Source organism: Symbioplanes lichenis, from assembly GCF_030709675.1.
Lineage (GTDB): Bacteria > Actinomycetota > Actinomycetes > Mycobacteriales > Micromonosporaceae > Actinoplanes > Actinoplanes lichenis.
Genome location: NZ_JAUZQD010000023.1, coordinates 48,628 through 64,713, shown reverse-complemented (window position 1 = coordinate 64,713; position 16,086 = coordinate 48,628). Strand labels below are relative to the sequence as shown.

Below are 16,086 nucleotides of genomic sequence, written 5' to 3'. Positions count from 1 at the left end.
CCTACTCTCGTACGGGTGAAGAGCAGACGGATCGGGGCGTACGGACTCTGCCGGGATGAATCCGGCAGGGTCCTGCTCGCCCACAACTCGGCATTGTCGGCCTTCCCGGGCCAGTGGACCCTGCCCGGCGGCGGCGTGGAGCAGGGCGAGGACCCCGATGACACGGTGGTGCGCGAGTTCGCCGAGGAGACTGGGCTCGTCGTGCGCATCACCGGCCTCCACGCGGTGACCGCCGACGTCTTCCGGCTCCCCGGCACCGGCACGTGGGAGCACACCGACCGGATCATCTACGCCGTCGAGGTCGTCGGCGGGTCGCTGCGGGACGAAGTGGCGGGCACGACCGACCGGGTGACCTGGGTCACGGTCAGTGATGATCTCCCGCTCATGCCGTTCACTGCGGGTGTTCTCGGGCGATCGGTCACTCCGTCCGACGTTCCGGACAACCCGGACGAGCCACCCGTACGGGGGAATCAGCGCTTCGGTGCGTACGGTCTCGTCACCGACCCCCAGGACCGGGTGCTGCTCACGCGGATCGCGCCCGGATATCCCGGCGCGGGGCTGTGGCACCTGCCCGGCGGCGGCACCGACCACGGGGAGCTGCCCGAGGCGGCACTGGCTCGCGAGCTCCTCGAGGAGACCGGTCAGCGCGGCCGGGTGACACGGCTCCTGGCGACTTCCCATCGGTACGATCCGGCGGCGCTCGGCCCGGAGGGCGTACCCGTGGACTGGCACGTCGTCCGCGTGCTGTTCAGGGTGATTGTCGACCGGCCCACCCCGCCCGTCGTCGTCGAGGCGGCCGGCGGTTCCACCGCGGCGGTGGGGTGGTTCGGGGCCGCGGAGGCCGGGGCGCTGCCGCTGACGGACATCACCGCGCGGGCGCTCGGGTGGCTCGCGGACGAAAAGGCTCAACGGTGATCGGCCTCGGCACGACCGGTTAGACTCGTCACAGGGCCAGGCAGTGAACGCGCCTCCTCGCCCGGCACGGAGGATGAAAACTCCACAAAACGCCGTTGCACATGACGGCCGGTCGGCATCTCGCCAAGAAGAGTCCGGCTGTGCGATTGTGTAACCCGCCCGAATCACGGTCCGTAGGCGTACGGGCGAAGTGAGCACCACCCCGCAGGCTTTCAGCCGGGCGGGAGACCGACCCCAAGATGGAGGAGCACGTGCCGAGAACCCCTTGGCGCCGGCGTCGTACGACGGATAGTCCCCGTCCCGCCGGACGTCGTTGGGCAGGCCGGCTGCGCCGCGGCGGAAGTCTCGCCCGGCAGGCCCTGCTGGTGCGGGTGGGCCGCCGACCCGGTGATCTCACCGGGCGGGCCGCCACGGCCACCCGGGCCGAGGTGATCCACGTCGGGACCGATCTTGTCCCGTTCGCCGGCCGCGGCCACTCGACCGTCGCTCCCGCCAGCCACGGCCCCGCCACGATGGCGCAGCCGCCGGCGGCCGATCTCACGGCCGACGGGGCCCTGCTGCCGGGTGAGCAGACGGTCCGCCGGCGCGTCAGCTTCGCCTTGGTGAACGCCTGCACCCTGGCCAGCATCGGCCTGGGCCTGCTGGCCATCTTCCTGTCGATGAACGGCGAGCCGCGCATCGCCGCCGCCTGCCTGGTCGCCTGCGTCGCCTTCGACGGCCTCGACGGGGCCCTGGCCCGCCGCCTGGGCGTCTCGAGCCCGTTCGGCGCCCAGATGGACTCCATGGCCGACATGTGCTCGTTCGGCCTGGCCGCGCCCGTGGTGGTCTATGCCTCCCTGGCCGGCACCGTCCCCACCGCCGCCGCCGTGATCGCCTGCGGCCTGGTCGCCGGGTGCGCCGCCATCCGCCTGGCCCGCTTCAACGTCTCGCCCAAGGACGGCAAGTTCTTCTCCGGCGTGCCCACCACGTGGGTCGCCGCGGTCCTCGCCGTCACGGTGCTGATCGGCCTGCCGATCCCGGGGCCGGCGCTGCTCGGCGGCGTCGCGCTGCTCGCGTTCGCCATGGTCTCGAGCTTCCCCTACGTGAAGCTGGCCCGGCTGTTCCGCCTGCCGCCGTGGGTGCTGGTGCTGCCGGTCGTCGGTGCGCTCGTCGACCCGCGGGTGACCTTCATCCTGGCGGTCGCCGCCTATCTGTTCAGCGGCCCGGTGCTCTGGCTCCGCGCCAAGCGCTGATCCGGCAGGCGCGCGCCGCGCGAACAGCCGCGAGCGATCCGCCGATCCGCCGACGCTGAAGGGGCCGTCCCACGAGGGACGGCCCCTTTGTCATGCGTCTTCGTCGTGCGCCGGGGGTTGCTCCGGTGCCACGCGCCGGAGCGATCAGCTGTCTTACGGGCGAGGGTCAGCTCCAGCGGGCGATGACCGAGCTGCCGCCGATCACCCGGTCGCCCACGCCGACGACGGCCGCGGCCCGGTCCGCCGGCAGGTAGACGTCGGTCCGCGAGCCGAAGCGGATGAGCCCCATCCGCTCGCCCTTGGCGACGAGCGCACCGACGGGCGCCCGCTGCACGATCCGCCGGGCGATCAGCCCGGTCCGCTGGGCCACGACGACCCGGCCGTGATCGGTGTCGAGCACCGTGTAGGCGGCGACATTGTGCTCGGCGGCGGCGGTCATCGCGTTGGCGTAGCCGCCGTCGATCACGAAATAGTCGGCGACGCGGCCGGCCACGGGCACCCGGTTGACGTGGACGTCGAGCACCGACAGGAAGACGGCGATCCGCAGGAACTCGCCCTCGCCGAGCCGCGGGTCGGTCACGTGCTCGACGGAGAGGACCTTGCCGTCGCTGGCGGCCACCACGGCGTCGGCCTCGGTGGGCACGTCACGCTCGGGGTCGCGGAAAAAGGCGGCCACCGGGGCGGCGGCGAGCGCGGGCACCAGCCACAGCTTCGACTTCGGCCGGGCCGCCCGGGCGACCGCGGCGAGCCCGAGCGCGATGCCCGCGGCCGCGACGCCGTTGGAGTCGAGGTGCATCGACCGGGTGACCGGGACGCTCGACGGACGCCAGGCCGGCGCCAGCGTCGCGGCGATCGCCGGGTCGGCCGGCGAGAAGCGGAGCTTGTGGATGCGCAGCGGGGGCTGGTTGCGCAGGACGAGGTCGGAGCCGACCCCGAAGAGCGCGCTCTGGCGGAAGAGCTCCGCCGCCGCGCCGCCCGTACGCCCCGGGGCCGCCGGCGTCGCGACGGTGACCACCGCGCCGTCCCGCAGGTGCTTGCTCACCGCGTCGAGCGCGGCGCGCGCCTCCTCGGCCGTGCCGGTCAGCGGCTCGCCGAGGATGACGACGTCCGCCGGCTCGGCCTCCTCGAGCGAGTCGACGACCCGCACCCGGTCGGCGATCCAGCTGCCCAGCCCGGCGATGTGGTCGCGCAGCAGGTCGGCGGTGCTCCGCTCGCCCGTGACCAGCGTCAGCGAGTCACCCGGCAGGAGCGCCTCGACCGCCGCCTCCATCACGGCGGACGCGTGGTCGGCGCCGATCACCAGGGCCGTCGCCGGGGCGTTGTGCCGGGCGAACTCGGCGGCGAGGCTGCGGGCGGCACGGGGGCCGACGCCGGTCACGGGCGCGGTGGAGACGGTGGGAAACGGCGTCATGGCAAGAGAGCATATTGCGCGATCGCTGAGTGTTTCCTGCAGGATGGCCGTTCAGTCCCGCCGGCGCTCCGGGTCGGGGAGATCGACCTTGTCGTCCATCAGCTCGCGCACGATCTCCGCGTGCATCCCGGGCGGGAGGTCCTCGCCGGGCACCTCCACCGTGGCCTCGGCCGGCACGGGCGCCGGCTCCTCGGTGCGCCGCCCGGACCGGATCGCCCCGAGCAGGCCGGCCGCCCCGAAGGCGATGAGGCCGCCGGCGACGAGCCAGCCCGCCGCGGGCAGCCGTACGGTCAGGACCTGGGTGACCGCCCACCAGAGCGCGACCAGCAGGAAGATCAGCCCGAAGCTGAGCGAGACGCCGTCCGTGCGGTGCGGTTTCATCGGATGACCTCCACGTTGCCGGCGTCCATGTCGATGGTCAGGCGCAGGGTGCCCCCGCCGCGGCCGTCCGCGCCGAGATCGGTGATCTCCCGGCTGCCCAGGCTGCCGCCGTCGTAGGACTCCCCGAAGACGGCGGCCCGGCCGTCGTCCAGCGCCACGGTCACGGACGTGTCGACGCTGTCGGGCAGCAGCACCCGCACCTGGCCGACCCGCATGGCCACGGTCACGGCCTGATCCTGACCGGTGAAGTCCAGCGCACGGAAGTCAATGGTGGCGTTGCCGAGGGTGAAGTCGTAGCGGTCGGCGACGGCGGCGAGCGTCTGCGGCCGGTAGTTGCTGTTGGCGACGTGCCCGCCGAAGCGCTCCACGCCCGTGGAGACGGCCAGGCCGAAGGTCGCCAGCAGCGCCAGGAAGATGAGGCCCCGGGCCCGGCCCAGCCAGGCGCCCACGATCAGACCGGCGGCGAGGGTGGCCAGGGCGGCCGCGAAGTAGCCGGACACGGGCACGCTCGCCCCGGCCGAGTCGGCGAGGGCCAGGACCCCCATGACGACGATCAGCCCGAAGAACGTGATGCGGCCGAGCTTGGAGCGCTGCTTGGGCGGCTTGGGGGCGCGCGGGGCGGCCGGGGTCGGCGGAGGCGGGGGCGCCGGGGGTGCGTACGGGGGAATGCCGGCGCCCTGGGCGAACGGGCCGTGCGGCGCGAACGGCGGCCTGTACCCACCCGGCGGCGGGGGTGTGAACTTCGGCGCGGCGAACGGAACAGTGGGCGGCTCCTCGGCCGCGGCGGCCGACGATGGCGCGGCGGCCGACGATGGCGCGGTCGACGATGGCGCGGCGGACGATGGCGCGGCGGACGATGGCGCGGCCGACGATGGCGCGGCGGCCGGGGGTGGCGTGGCGGCCGGGGGTGGCGTGGCTTCAGCCGGGGCCGGCGGGGGAGGGGCGAAGGGCGATTTTCCGCTGCGCTTGAGCACGAGCGCGGCGCAGACGAGGACCGCCGCGGCCAGCAGCGTCGCCCGGAACCCGTCCTGGACGATGAACGCGAAGGTCAGCGCCGCCCCGGCGCCCAGCAGCACCACGGACAGCGGCTTCATCGCCGACTTGCCCCGCCCGAGCAGCGCCTCCAGCGGCGAGGCGGTGTCGCCCTCGGCCGGGATCAGCAGCCAGCCGAGCAGATAGACGAGCACGCCGACGCCGCCGAAGAAGCCCAGGACGGCGAGCAGCACCCGCCACAGCACCGGGTCGGTGTTCGTGGCCCGGCCGATGGCGCCGGAGACGCCGGCGATGTAACGGCCGCTGGTGGGGCGGATCAGCTTCTCGCGGGACCAGACCGGTCCGTCGGTGCCGGCGCCGGCGCCGAACCACGGCGGCGGGTTCCCCGGCGGTGGTGGCGGGGGCGGGGTGCCGCCCGGGGGCGGCGGGGCAGCTTCGTCGGTCATGCCCTCGATACTGGCCGCCCCGGCACCCGGCGCGCCTCCGGAGCCGACCCTGACCCCACCCTGAGATCCCGGGGGCCCCGGCCTCGGGGTGTTTCCCCGTAGCCCCGGGCCCGCGGACGTGTGACGATCGGACCAGCCCACTTTCGTGCGACCCAGGGAGCAATGATCACCGCCGCCGCCGCATCCCCGCCGCCGCGCCGTCTCTACCGGCCGCGCGACCATCGCATGATCGCGGGAGTCGCGTCCGGGATCGCGCGGCACCTCGGGCTGCCCGTGACCGCGGTGCGGATCGCCCTCGTGGTGCTGCTCGGCTTCAACGGTCTCGGCCTGCTGCTCTACGCCGTCTTCTGGGCCGTGCTGCCCCAGCAGTTGCCCGACGGCACCGAGCAGCCCCGCCGTGACGTGGCCCTGCTGCTGCCCTTCGGCGCGATCGCCCTGGGCGTGCTGCTCCTGCAGAACCTGCTCTTCGGCGACAAGGGCGTGGCGAACACGCTCGGCTGGCTGGTCGCGGTGATCGCGCTCGGCGCCGGCGTCATCTGGCACCAGTCGGACCCGGCCCGCCGCGAGCAGTGGGTCGGCACCGCGCACACGCCCTGGCTCGCCGCGGTCGTGGCCGAGAGCGACCGCCGGTCCTTCCTCTTCCGCTTCATCGGCGGCGGCGTGCTGGTCGCGGTCGGGGTCATCGGCGTGCTGGCCGTCTACGCGCCCGCCGACAACCTGGCCGCGGTGCTCAACGGCGTGATCTTCGCGCTGGTCGGCCTGCTCGGCGTCGGCGTGGTCGTGGCGCCGCTGCTGTGGCGCACCTTCGGGCAGCTGCGCAGCGAGCGCGAGGGGCGCATCCGCGAGCAGGAGCGGGCCGAGGTCGCCGCCATGATCCACGACCAGGTGCTGCACACGCTCGCGCTGATCCAGCGCAACTCGGCCGACATCAAAGAGGTCCAGCGGCTGGCCCGCGGGCAGGAGCGGTCGCTGCGCAACTGGCTCTACAAGCCCGCCGCCTCGCCCACCGAGCGGTTCGGGGCGGCGCTGGAGGAGGCCGCGGCCGAGGTCGAGGACACGTACGCGATCTCGGTCGAGACCGTCGTCGTCGGCGACACGCAGTGCGACGAGCGGGTCGCCGCCCTGGTGGCCGCCGCGCGGGAGGCTCTCGTCAACGCGGCCCGGCACGCCGGTGTGCAGACCGTGTCGCTCTACGCCGAGGTCGAGGACGACGAGCTGAGCGTGTTCGTCCGGGACCGGGGCGCCGGCTTCGACCCGGCGGCCGTGGCGGACACCCGGCACGGCGTGCGCGGGTCGATCATCGGGCGGATGCGGCGCCACGGCGGCAAGGCCGTGATCCGCAGCGCCCCCGGGGAGGGCACCGAGGTGCGCCTCACCCTCCCCGCCTCGCGTGACGGCGTGACCGCCGGAAAGGAGAACGCACGATGACCGCAGAGACCCTCACCGTCTTCCTGGTGGACGACCACGCGATGTTCCGGGCCGGGGTGCGCGCCGAGCTGGGAGCGCACGTCGAGGTGGTGGGCGAGGCGAGCACCGTCGCCGAGGCGGTGACCCGGATCGCGGCCACCGAGCCCGACGTGGTGCTGCTCGACGTGCACATGCCTGACGGGGGCGGCCGGGCGGTGCTGGAGGCGATGCGGCGGACCCATCCGCACGTACGCTTCCTCGCCCTGTCCGTCTCCGACGCGGCCGAGGACGTCATCGGGCTGATCCGGGCCGGCGCCCGCGGCTACGTGACCAAGACGATCTCGCCCGACGAGCTCGCCGCCGCGATCCGGCGGGTGGCCGACGGCGACGCGGTTTTCAGCCCGCGGCTGGCCGGGTTCGTGCTCGACGCGTTCGCCGCCCGGCCCGACGTGCCGGTCGCCGATCCGGAGCTGGACCAGCTGACCAACCGGGAGCGGGAGGTGCTGCGGCTGCTCGCGCGCGGCTACGCGTACAAGGAGATCGCCAAGGAGCTCTTCATCTCCATCAAGACGGTGGAGACCCACGTGTCGAACGTGCTCCGGAAGCTGCAGATGTCCAACCGCTACGAGCTGTCACGATGGGCCGCCGACCGCCGCCTTGTGTAGGGCAGACGCAACCGCACCAACCGACCGGTCAGGCATTTTCGTCGTTTGGCGGGCGAAAATGGACATCACGGCGAGAAATGTTTCACACGAGTGACACATTCCGTAAAGCCGCTGGTCAGCGCCCTGCAGCTGACCGAAAGTACGAGGTCATCGGGGCTCCCGGGCCATATCGGCCTAATATCGGGTTGATAACGGCGCCGTCGGGTGCCAGTGCCGCTGTGTAAGGGTTGCTCCTACTCACACACACCCCTCGTGAGCGCCCCTGAAGGAGTTACTCCCATGCTTGGGAATCGCCCATGGAAGATGGCGGTCGGCGCGACCGCCATCGCCTTGTTGGCTGCCGGTTGTTCTGGTGGAGGGTCGGAGGACAGCGACTCCGAAGCCAACAGCGTCATTATCGGCATCGCCGAGCCGCAGCACCTGATCCCGTCGAACACGACCGAGACGGGTGGTGCGCAGGTCCTCAACGCCCTGTTCACCCCGCTGGTCGACTTCGACGAGCAGAGCAAGCCGGTCGAGGTCGCCGCCGAGTCGATCACCTCGGACGACAACAAGGTCTGGACCGTCAAGCTGAAGTCGGGCTACACCTTCCACAACGGTGAGCCGGTCACCTCGGACAGCTACATCAACGCCTGGAACTACGGCGCCTACGGCCCCAACGGCCAGGGCGCGTCGTACTTCTACGAGCGCATCGACGGCTACGCCGACCTGCAGTCGAAGGACCCCGACGGCGAGGACGGCCCGCAGAAGGCGCCCGAGCCCAAGGCCAAGACGCTGACCGGTCTCAAGAAGGTCGACGACACGACCTTCACCGTGACCCTGTCCGCGCCGTTCGCCGGCTGGGAGTCCGTCATGGGCTACACGGCGTTCCTCCCGCTGCCCAACGCCGCCTTCTCGGCCCCCGGCGTCATCGCCGACGGCTTCGAGGACACGATCGTCGGCAACGGCCCCTTCAAGATCAAGGGCACGTGGGAGCACGACCAGCAGATCGTGGTCGAGAAGTACGCCGACTTCAAGGGCACCGCGGCCAAGGTCGACGGGGTCAACTTCAAGATCTACCAGGACCCGAAGGCCGAGTACGCCGACCTCGTCGCCGGCAACCTCGACGTCCAGGGCACCATCCCGATCGAGTCGCTGGCCTCGGCCCCGACCGACCTCGGTGACCGCTTCCAGAAGAGCCCGAGCTCGTCGTTCGCGTTCGTCGGCTTCCCGCTCTTCCAGAACGAGTACAAGGACGTCAACGTCCGCCGGGCCCTCTCGATGGCGGTCAACCGCCAGGAGATGACCGACCAGATCTTCCTGGGCTCGCAGACCCCGGCCACGGGCTTCGTGTCCCCGGCCGTCGCCGGCTACCGCCCCGACACCTGCGGCGCGAACTGCGAGTACAACGCCGCCGAGGCCAAGAAGCTCTGGGACGCGGCGACCACCAAGCCGCAGACCATCAAGATCGCCTACAACGCCGACGGTAACCACAAGGCGTGGGTCGACGCGATGTGCAACCAGATCAAGGCCTCGCTGGGCGTCGAGTGCGCCGGTGCGCCGGAGCCCAAGTTCGCCGACCTGCTCAACAAGGTCGAGAAGAAGGAGCCGGTCGGCCTCATCCGTCTCGGCTGGGTCATGGACTACCCGCTGATGGAGAACTACCTCGGCCCGCTGTACGGTACCGGTGGTTCCTCGAACTACTACGGTTACAGCAACCCGACGTTCGACAACCTGGTCAAGGAGGGCTCCGCCGCCGCCACGACCGAGGAGGCCATTGCCAAGTGGCAGCAGGCCGAGGACATCCTCGCCAAGGACATGCCGGTCATCCCGCTGCGGTACGGCCAGAACGTCTACGGCTTCTCCGAGAAGGTCAAGAACGTGAAGGTCGACACCTTCACCAAGGTCGACGTGACCACGATCGAGCTGGCCAGCTAGATCTGATCCGTTAGTGCAGTAGTGGCGCCACGGGTTCTGTGAAACCGTGGCGCCACCGCTGTGTGTTCCCCCACTACAGCCGCCTCGCCCACGACGCTCGGCGGCGCATCTTCCGCGGAAGAGGCTTATCCGTATGTTCCGCTACATCGTGCGGCGCTTACTCCAGATGGTCCTGACGTTCTTCGGGGCCACATTCCTGGTGTTCGCACTGACGTTCGCCAACCAGGACGACCCCATCCAGGCGTTGGCGGGCGAGCGCCCCATCACCGAGAACCTCCGGCAGACGCTCATGGAGCGTTACCACCTCGACGAGCCCTTCCTCGTCCAGTACTGGTACTACATGAAGGGTCTGCTCACCGGCGACTTCGGCACGTCGCTGACGGGCCGCAAGATCATCGACATGATGGAGACGGCCTGGCCGATCACCATCAAGCTGGGCCTGATGGCCATCATCATCGCCGCGACCATCGCGGTCACCGCCGGCGTGATCTCCGGCATCCGCCGCGGCAGCATCTTCGACAACGCGACGCTGGTCGTCACGCTGATCATCCTGTCGCTGCCCATCGTGGTGCTCGCGCCGCTGGCCCAGCTGGTCTTCGGCATCCAGCTCAAGTGGTTCCCGCCCACGGCCACCGTGAACGCGAGCCTCTTCGACCTCTTGCTACCCGCCCTGGTCCTGGGCAGCCTGGTGATCGCGACCGAGTTGCGCGTCACCCGCTCGGCGGTCGCCGAGAACCTGCGCTCGGACTACGTTCGCACGGCGCGGGCGAAAGGTCTGTCCCGCAAGCGGGTGATCGGGGTGCACGTGCTCCGCAACTCGCTGATCCCCGTGGTCACCCTCATCGGCGTCGACATCGGTGGCCTCATGTCGGGTGCGATCGTGACGGAACGAATCTTCAACGTGCCCGGCGTAGGCTTCAACCTCGCGCGCGGAATCGGCACGGAGGACGGCCCGCTGGTGGTCGGTTTCGTCAGCATCCTGGTCATCATCTTCCTGGTCGTCAATCTTCTGGTCGACCTGCTGTACGCCGCCCTCGACCCGAGGATTCGCTATGAGTGACATCAACGCAGTGACCAGCGCGGCGGGTCCCAGCACCCAGCCGCAGATGGAGCCGAAGCACGCCGGCCGGGGCAAGAAGGACAAGCCCCGCAGCCTCGCCGCCGACGCCTGGGCCGACCTGCGCCGCAACAAGATCTTCTGGGTCTCGTCGATCCTGGTCCTGATCATCCTGGCCATGGCGCTCTTCCCGACGCTGTTCACCTCGGCCGACCCGCGTGACTGCGTCCTGTCCCGCCAGCACGCCGGCGCCTCGGGCTCGGCCCTGTTCGGTTACGACTTCCAGGGCTGCGACGTCTACGCCAAGACGATCTACGGCGCCCGCAACTCGATCGAGGTCGGCGTCGTCGCCACGCTGCTGTCCGGCGTCATCGGGCTGATCTTCGGCCTCTCGACCGGCTACTTCGGCGGCTGGGTCGACGCGGTGCTGTCCCGCTTCATCGACATCATCCTGGGCGTGCCGTTCCTGCTCGGCGCCATCGTCCTGGCCAAGCGCTTCGCGCAGGACCCGGAGAGCAACGGCGTGCTCGCCGTGACCGTCACCCTGGGCATCCTCGGCTGGACCACGGCGGCCCGCATCATGCGCTCCTCGGTGATCACCGCCAAGAACCAGGACTACGTGGCGGCCGCCCGGATGCTCGGCGCCGGCCCGGGCCGGTTGATGCTCAAGCACATCCTCCCGAACTCCATCGCGCCGTTCATCGTCGTGCTGACGATCCTGCTGGGCACCAACATCGCCAGCGAGGCGACGCTGTCGTTCCTCGGCGTCGGGCTCAAGGGCGACGCGATCAGCTGGGGCATCAGCATCGCGGAGGCGGGCGCCAACGCCCGTACGGCACCGGAGCCCCTGGTGTGGCCCTCGGTGTTCCTCGCGGTGACGGTGCTCGCGTTCATCATGCTGGGCGACGCGGTGCGCGACGCCTTCGACCCGAAGCTGCGGTGATCTGACATGACCGACATCAAGGCGGACATCGACGTCCTGCGCGGCATCGACCCGAACGCCCCGCTGCTCGAGGTCAACGACCTGCACGTCGAGTTCCGGACCCGCGACGGCATCGCCCGCGCGGTCAACGGGGCCAACTTCAACCTGGCCCCCGGCGAGACCCTGGCGATCCTGGGGGAGTCCGGCTGCGGCAAGTCCGTGACCGCGCAGGCGATCATGGGCATCCTCGACAGCCCGCCCGGCTACATCACCCAGGGCGAGGTCAAGTACCGCGGCGTCGACCTGCTCAAGCTGCCCGAGAAGCAGCGGCGCTCGGTCCGCGCGAACCACATCGCGATGATCTTCCAGGACGCGCTCTCCGCGCTGAACCCGGTCTTCACGGTCGGGTTCCAGCTCAGCGAGCTGTTCCGGGTGCATCGGGGCATGTCGCGCGCCGACGCCAAGAAGCGCTCGATCGAGCTGCTCGACCAGGTCAAGATCCCGGCCGCGCGGACCCGGGTCAGCGACTACCCGCACCAGTTCTCGGGCGGCATGCGCCAGCGCGTCATGATCGCCATGGCGCTGGCGCTCGACCCCGACGTGCTGATCGCCGACGAGCCCACCACGGCGCTCGACGTGACGGTGCAGGCGCAGATCATGGGCCTGCTCGCGGAGCTCCAGCAGCAGCGCAACATGGGCCTCATCCTGATCACCCACGACATGGGCGTGGTCGCGGACGTGGCGGACCGGATCTCCGTCATGTACGCCGGCAAGGTGGTCGAGGAGGCGGGCGTCTACGACATCTACTCGCGCCCCGCGCACCCGTACGCGAAGGCTCTGCTGGAGTCGATCCCGCGCCTCGACATGAAGGGCCAGCAGCTCAACGTCATCCGCGGCCTGCCGCCGGCGCTGACCGCTGTGCCGAAGGGCTGCGCGTTCAACCCGCGCTGCGCCTTCGCCCAGGACGTGTGCCGGCAGGACCCGCCGCCACCGCAGTACATCGTCGCACCCGGCCGGACCGCTCGGTGCCACTTCTGGAGGGATGTGGTCGGCGATGAGTGAGCTTGCGAACGAATCAATGACTCAGTGTGTCACGGCGGAGGCAATGGCATGAGTGACCGCACTGAGGTGGTGCTCGAGACCAAGAAGCTGGTCAAGCACTTCCCGATCACGCAGGGCATCGTCTTCAAGAGCAAGGTCGGCGCCGTGCAGGCCGTCGACGGCGTGGACATCCAGCTGCGCCGGGGCGAGACCCTCGGCGTGGTCGGCGAGTCCGGTTGTGGCAAGTCGACCCTCGCCAAGCTGCTCGTGGGCCTCGAAAAGCCGACGTCGGGCGCGATCAACGTCCGCGGCGAGGACATGACCAAGCTCAAGGGCACCGCCCTGCGCCGCGCCCGCCGCAACATCCAGATGGTGCTGCAGGACCCCTACACGTCGCTCAACCCGCGCATGACGGTCGGCGACATCATCGGGGAGCCCTTCGAGATCCACCCCGAGGTCGTGCCGCGCAAGGGCCGCGACAAGGCGGTGCAGGACCTGCTCGACACGGTCGGCCTCAACCCCGACCACGTCAACCGCTACCCGCACCAGTTCTCCGGCGGCCAGCGCCAGCGCATCGGCATCGCCCGGGCGCTCGCCCTCAAGCCCGAGATCATCGTCTGCGACGAGCCGGTGTCCGCGCTCGACGTGTCGATCCAGGCGCAGGTCATCAACCTGCTGGAGGCCCTGCAGGACGAGTTCGGCCTCTCGTACATCTTCATCGCCCACGACCTGTCCGTGGTCCGCCACATCGCGGACCGCGTCGCCGTCATGTACCTCGGCCGCGTGGTCGAGACGGGCAACGACCAGGAGATCTACGAGAACCCGACGCACCCCTACACGCAGGCCCTCCTGTCCGCCGTCCCGGTCCCGGACCCGACCCTGCGCGGCCACCGCGACCAGATCGTCCTGGAGGGCGACGTGCCGTCGCCGGCCAATCCGCCGTCGGGCTGCCGCTTCCGCACCCGCTGCTGGAAGGCCCAGTCCATCTGCGCCGAGCAGGACCCGGTGCTGAGCATCCGCGAGCGGTCGCCGCACGCGAGCGCGTGCCACTTCGCCGAGCCGCGGGATGTGGTGCACGCTCTCTGAGCGGGCTTACGCGAGGGGGTCCGTCCGGGTTGGTCCGGGCGGGCCCCCTTCGGCGTTCGGCGGGCGCGACTCCGCTCGTGCGGGGTGGCGCCGGATCAGAGGGGTGGCGCCGGATCAGAGGGGTTGCGCCGGATCAGAGGGGGCCGCGGCCGGCGCGGAGCAGCAGCAGGGCGACCTGGGTGCCGTCGGGGCCGAGGGCCTCGCGGAAGCGCTCGACGATCTCGCGCTCGCGGGAGAGCACGAGGCGGGTGCCGCCCGAGGCCATCCGGGTGCGGCCGACCTGCTGGGAGAGGCGTGATCGCTCCTGCCACAGGTCGATGATCGCCTGATCGATCTCGTCGATGCGCTCGCGAATGCCCGTGATCTGCTCGACGGCCAGCGGCTGCTCGGTGCCGGTGTCCTGCGGCGTGGCCCGCGCGGCGGTGTCATGGGGTGTGGCACGCGCGGCGTCATGCGGCGCTGCGGCGTCGGCGGGCGTGATGCGCGGGGCGGCGTCGCCGGGCTGCTGCGGGGTGCCGGCGGGCTCGTTGATCAGGTCTGCGGTCATGGCGTGCTCCTCGGGTGCTGGTGCCCCGGTCGCCCCGGCCCGGGCAGCATCAAGCCCCGGGCGCGGAAGCCCGGGGCTCGATGGTGGCCTGTCGTTCAGACGCGTCCCATGGTCGCCGGACTCCCGGTGCCATAGGCAAAAAATCGCGTCTGCTGGATCACGGTGCCGAGTATGCCCCCGCCCCCGGCCGCCTCGCAAGGAAACGGCCGAACCGTGGGACGCGGTCAGCCCAGCCGGGTGATCCGGTCGGCGGGGCCCGGGGCGACCGGCCGGCCCGCGCCGAGATAGCCGACCAGGGCGTCGATGTCGAAGCCGGGAGCCGTGGTGCGGTCGGTGCCCAGGGTCAGGTTCGAGAAGCCGTCACCGCCGTTGGCGAGGAAGTCGTTGGTGGTCACGCGGTACGTGGCGGCCGGGTCGACCGGCGTACCGTCGATGGTGATGTTGGTGATCTTGGAGCCGGCCGCGGCGGCGCTGTTCCAGGTGTAGGTGAGGCTCGCCGAGACCTGGAGGATGCGCTGCGTGGTCTGGCCGCCGAAGCCCGCGAACTGCTGCTCGAGCACGTCCTTGAGCTGGGCGCCGGTGAAGGTCTGCGTCACCACGAGGTTGTTGAACGGCTGGACCGTGAAGGCTTCGCCATAGGTGACCTGGCCGTTCGGCTCGCCGCCGGCGGAGGCCTCGGCGTCGAAGTCGGCCCGGATGCCACCGGGGTTCATGAGCGCGATCCGGGCGCCGGCGGACGCTGTCCAGGCCAGCTGCGCGTCGGCGATCACGTCACCCAGCGGGGACTCGCCGTTGGCGCCGGCCGTACGCACGATGTCGCCCGTGATCGAGCCCACGACGCGGTTGGCGATGGGCGCGACGGCCGTACGATATTTGTCCGCGACCTTCTTCGCCTTGGCGTCCACGGTGTCCGGGTTCTTGAGGAAGACGCCCGCCGCGTCCTTGAGCCAGCCGCCGTTGCCGTCGGAGACGCCGTTCTCGACGACGACGTTGCGCGCAGTGATCGAGGCGAACTTCTTGGTGCGCCGGTCGAGCGTGTAGTCGATGTCACTGATCAGCTGGCCGTTGGTGCCGGCGCTGGTGACCACGGACGTGCCCGCCGAGTTGGGCAGCGTGCACGAGTAGAAGCGGTGCGTGTGGCCCGAGGCCACGACACCGAACTCGGGGTTGAGCCCCTTGACGATGTCGACGATCGGGCCGGAGAAGTTGGCGCAGTCGGAGACGCCGGGCACGGTGGCGTTCTGCTGACCGCCCTCGTGGACGAGCAGCACCTGCGCCTTGACCCCGAACGCCTTGAGGACCTTGCTCCACTTGTTCGCCGTCGCGACCTCGTCGGCGAAGCGCACGTTCTGAATGCCGGCGGGGTTGACGATGCCGGCCGTACCCTCCAGGGTCAGCCCCACGAAACCGACCGGCACGCCGCCGACCAGCTTGATGTCGATGGGCGGCAGGATCGGCAGGCCGGTCTTCTTGTCGATGGTGTTGGCGGCGAGATAGGCGAACTTGGCGCCCTTGAAGCCGTCGCCGTCCTGGCAGCCGTCGGTGGGGTGACATCCGCCACGCTGCATCCGGATCAGCTCGCCGACGCCCTCGTCGAACTCGTGGTTGCCGACCGAGGAGACCTGCAGCCCGATCTCGTTCATGAGCTCGATCGTCGGTTCGTCGTGGAAGGCGGCACTGACCAGCGGCGTCGCGCCGATCAGATCACCCGCGCCGACGGTCACGGTCGTGCGTCCCTCGCGCGCGGCCTCATTGCGGAGCTTTTTCAGGTACGTCGCCAGGTACTCCACGCCACCGGCGGGAGTCCCGTTGACCGTGGCGCCCGAGCCGGCCGGCGGGTCGATGGCGCCGTGGAAGTCGTTGTAGCTCAGGAACTGGCCTTTGACGGTCGCGCCGCCCGTGGAGTATGTGACAGTCGCGGTGGGATATTCGGGTGCCGCCTGCGCCTGCTCAGGGCGCGCCATCGGCAGCGCCGCGACGACGGCCACGGCGAGCGCCGGAGCGAAGAGACGTTTCTCCATGTCTCGATAGCCTGGGGCATGACGGGCGTCGGCGCCACCACTTGC

At 70.8% G+C, this 16,086-nt stretch carries 14 protein-coding genes; 9 read left to right on the top strand and 5 right to left on the bottom strand.

Annotated elements, in window-relative coordinates; translation table 11 throughout:
• Positions 1–15 precede the first annotated feature (15 nt).
• Both RAN62_RS38405 and RAN62_RS38400 read left to right on the top strand, forming a co-directional pair.
• On the top strand, positions 16–915 hold the full coding sequence (locus tag RAN62_RS38405; protein ID WP_305789797.1) for an NUDIX domain-containing protein: 900 nt from the start codon (positions 16–18) through the stop codon (positions 913–915).
• A gap of 326 nt (positions 916–1,241) precedes the next feature.
• On the top strand, positions 1,242–2,147 hold the full coding sequence (locus tag RAN62_RS38400) for a CDP-alcohol phosphatidyltransferase family protein (protein WP_305789824.1): 906 nt from the start codon (positions 1,242–1,244) through the stop codon (positions 2,145–2,147).
• 166 nt (positions 2,148–2,313) lie between these two features.
• Here RAN62_RS38400 and RAN62_RS38395 read toward each other — a convergent pair whose 3' ends face one another.
• The 3 genes from RAN62_RS38395 to RAN62_RS38385 are packed head-to-tail and all read right to left on the bottom strand — an operon-like array spanning position 2,314 to position 5,378.
• Entirely contained in the window at positions 2,314–3,558 is a 1,245-nt protein-coding gene (locus RAN62_RS38395) for a phosphatidylserine decarboxylase (protein ID WP_305789796.1), read from the bottom strand.
• A 51-nt stretch (positions 3,559–3,609) separates the two neighbouring features.
• Complete coding sequence (locus RAN62_RS38390; RefSeq protein ID WP_305789795.1) at positions 3,610–3,939, bottom strand: hypothetical protein; 330 nt, start codon at positions 3,937–3,939, stop codon at positions 3,610–3,612.
• Positions 3,936–5,378, bottom strand: a complete 1,443-nt coding sequence (locus RAN62_RS38385) for a PspC domain-containing protein (RefSeq protein WP_305789794.1) — start codon at positions 5,376–5,378, stop codon at positions 3,936–3,938. The genes RAN62_RS38390 and RAN62_RS38385 overlap by 4 nt, the downstream gene beginning before the upstream one ends.
• Before the next feature lie 162 nt (positions 5,379–5,540).
• Here RAN62_RS38385 and RAN62_RS38380 point away from each other — a divergent pair, with 162 nt between their 5' ends.
• The 7 genes from RAN62_RS38380 to RAN62_RS38350 all read left to right on the top strand — a co-directional run bounded on the left by RAN62_RS38380 (position 5,541) and on the right by RAN62_RS38350 (position 13,473).
• Positions 5,541–6,806, top strand: a complete 1,266-nt coding sequence (locus RAN62_RS38380) for an ATP-binding protein (RefSeq protein ID WP_305789793.1) — start codon at positions 5,541–5,543, stop codon at positions 6,804–6,806.
• The gene (locus RAN62_RS38375; protein WP_305789792.1) at positions 6,803–7,450 is read left to right on the top strand and encodes a response regulator; all 648 of its coding nucleotides are present in this window, start codon (positions 6,803–6,805) and stop codon (positions 7,448–7,450) included. Before RAN62_RS38380 ends, RAN62_RS38375 begins: the two co-directional genes overlap by 4 nt.
• 279 nt (positions 7,451–7,729) lie before the next feature.
• The gene (locus RAN62_RS38370; RefSeq protein ID WP_305789791.1) at positions 7,730–9,367 is read left to right on the top strand and encodes a peptide ABC transporter substrate-binding protein; all 1,638 of its coding nucleotides are present in this window, start codon (positions 7,730–7,732) and stop codon (positions 9,365–9,367) included.
• A gap of 133 nt (positions 9,368–9,500) precedes the next feature.
• Positions 9,501–10,427, top strand: coding sequence for an ABC transporter permease (locus RAN62_RS38365; RefSeq protein WP_305789790.1), 927 nt, complete (start codon positions 9,501–9,503; stop codon positions 10,425–10,427).
• A complete protein-coding gene (locus RAN62_RS38360; RefSeq protein WP_438874602.1) occupies positions 10,420–11,367 on the top strand; it encodes an ABC transporter permease in 948 nt (315 codons plus the stop codon). Before RAN62_RS38365 ends, RAN62_RS38360 begins: the two co-directional genes overlap by 8 nt.
• A 6-nt stretch (positions 11,368–11,373) precedes the next feature.
• Complete coding sequence (locus tag RAN62_RS38355; RefSeq protein WP_305789789.1) at positions 11,374–12,408, top strand: ABC transporter ATP-binding protein; 1,035 nt, start codon at positions 11,374–11,376, stop codon at positions 12,406–12,408.
• A gap of 48 nt (positions 12,409–12,456) precedes the next feature.
• Positions 12,457–13,473: an ABC transporter ATP-binding protein gene (locus tag RAN62_RS38350; RefSeq protein ID WP_305789788.1), complete on the top strand. Its 1,017-nt coding sequence runs from the start codon at positions 12,457–12,459 to the stop codon at positions 13,471–13,473.
• 133 nt (positions 13,474–13,606) lie between these two features.
• Here RAN62_RS38350 and RAN62_RS38345 read toward each other — a convergent pair whose 3' ends face one another.
• Both RAN62_RS38345 and RAN62_RS38340 read right to left on the bottom strand, forming a co-directional pair.
• Positions 13,607–14,020, bottom strand: a complete 414-nt coding sequence (locus RAN62_RS38345) for a chorismate mutase (protein ID WP_305789787.1) — start codon at positions 14,018–14,020, stop codon at positions 13,607–13,609.
• 224 nt (positions 14,021–14,244) lie between these two features.
• A complete protein-coding gene (locus RAN62_RS38340) occupies positions 14,245–16,041 on the bottom strand; it encodes a bifunctional metallophosphatase/5'-nucleotidase (protein WP_305789786.1) in 1,797 nt (598 codons plus the stop codon).
• Between the last annotated feature and the right edge of the window lie 45 nt (positions 16,042–16,086).

What these genes read in the sequence shown, in the direction of transcription:
- RAN62_RS38350 (WP_305789788.1), top strand. Translation starts at nt 12,457, where the DNA reads ATGAGTGACCGCACTGAGGTGGTGCTCGAGACCAAGAAGCTGGTCAAG.
- RAN62_RS38390 (WP_305789795.1), bottom strand. Translation starts at nt 3,939, where the DNA reads ATGAAACCGCACCGCACGGACGGCGTCTCGCTCAGCTTCGGGCTGATC.
- RAN62_RS38395 (WP_305789796.1), bottom strand. Translation starts at nt 3,558, where the DNA reads ATGACGCCGTTTCCCACCGTCTCCACCGCGCCCGTGACCGGCGTCGGC.
- RAN62_RS38365 (WP_305789790.1), top strand. Translation starts at nt 9,501, where the DNA reads ATGTTCCGCTACATCGTGCGGCGCTTACTCCAGATGGTCCTGACGTTC.
- RAN62_RS38340 (WP_305789786.1), bottom strand. Translation starts at nt 16,041, where the DNA reads ATGGAGAAACGTCTCTTCGCTCCGGCGCTCGCCGTGGCCGTCGTCGCG.
- RAN62_RS38385 (WP_305789794.1), bottom strand. Translation starts at nt 5,378, where the DNA reads ATGACCGACGAAGCTGCCCCGCCGCCCCCGGGCGGCACCCCGCCCCCG.
- RAN62_RS38360 (WP_438874602.1), top strand. Translation starts at nt 10,420, where the DNA reads ATGAGTGACATCAACGCAGTGACCAGCGCGGCGGGTCCCAGCACCCAG.
- RAN62_RS38380 (WP_305789793.1), top strand. Translation starts at nt 5,541, where the DNA reads ATGATCACCGCCGCCGCCGCATCCCCGCCGCCGCGCCGTCTCTACCGG.
- RAN62_RS38345 (WP_305789787.1), bottom strand. Translation starts at nt 14,020, where the DNA reads ATGACCGCAGACCTGATCAACGAGCCCGCCGGCACCCCGCAGCAGCCC.
- RAN62_RS38370 (WP_305789791.1), top strand. Translation starts at nt 7,730, where the DNA reads ATGCTTGGGAATCGCCCATGGAAGATGGCGGTCGGCGCGACCGCCATC.
- RAN62_RS38375 (WP_305789792.1), top strand. Translation starts at nt 6,803, where the DNA reads ATGACCGCAGAGACCCTCACCGTCTTCCTGGTGGACGACCACGCGATG.
- RAN62_RS38355 (WP_305789789.1), top strand. Translation starts at nt 11,374, where the DNA reads ATGACCGACATCAAGGCGGACATCGACGTCCTGCGCGGCATCGACCCG.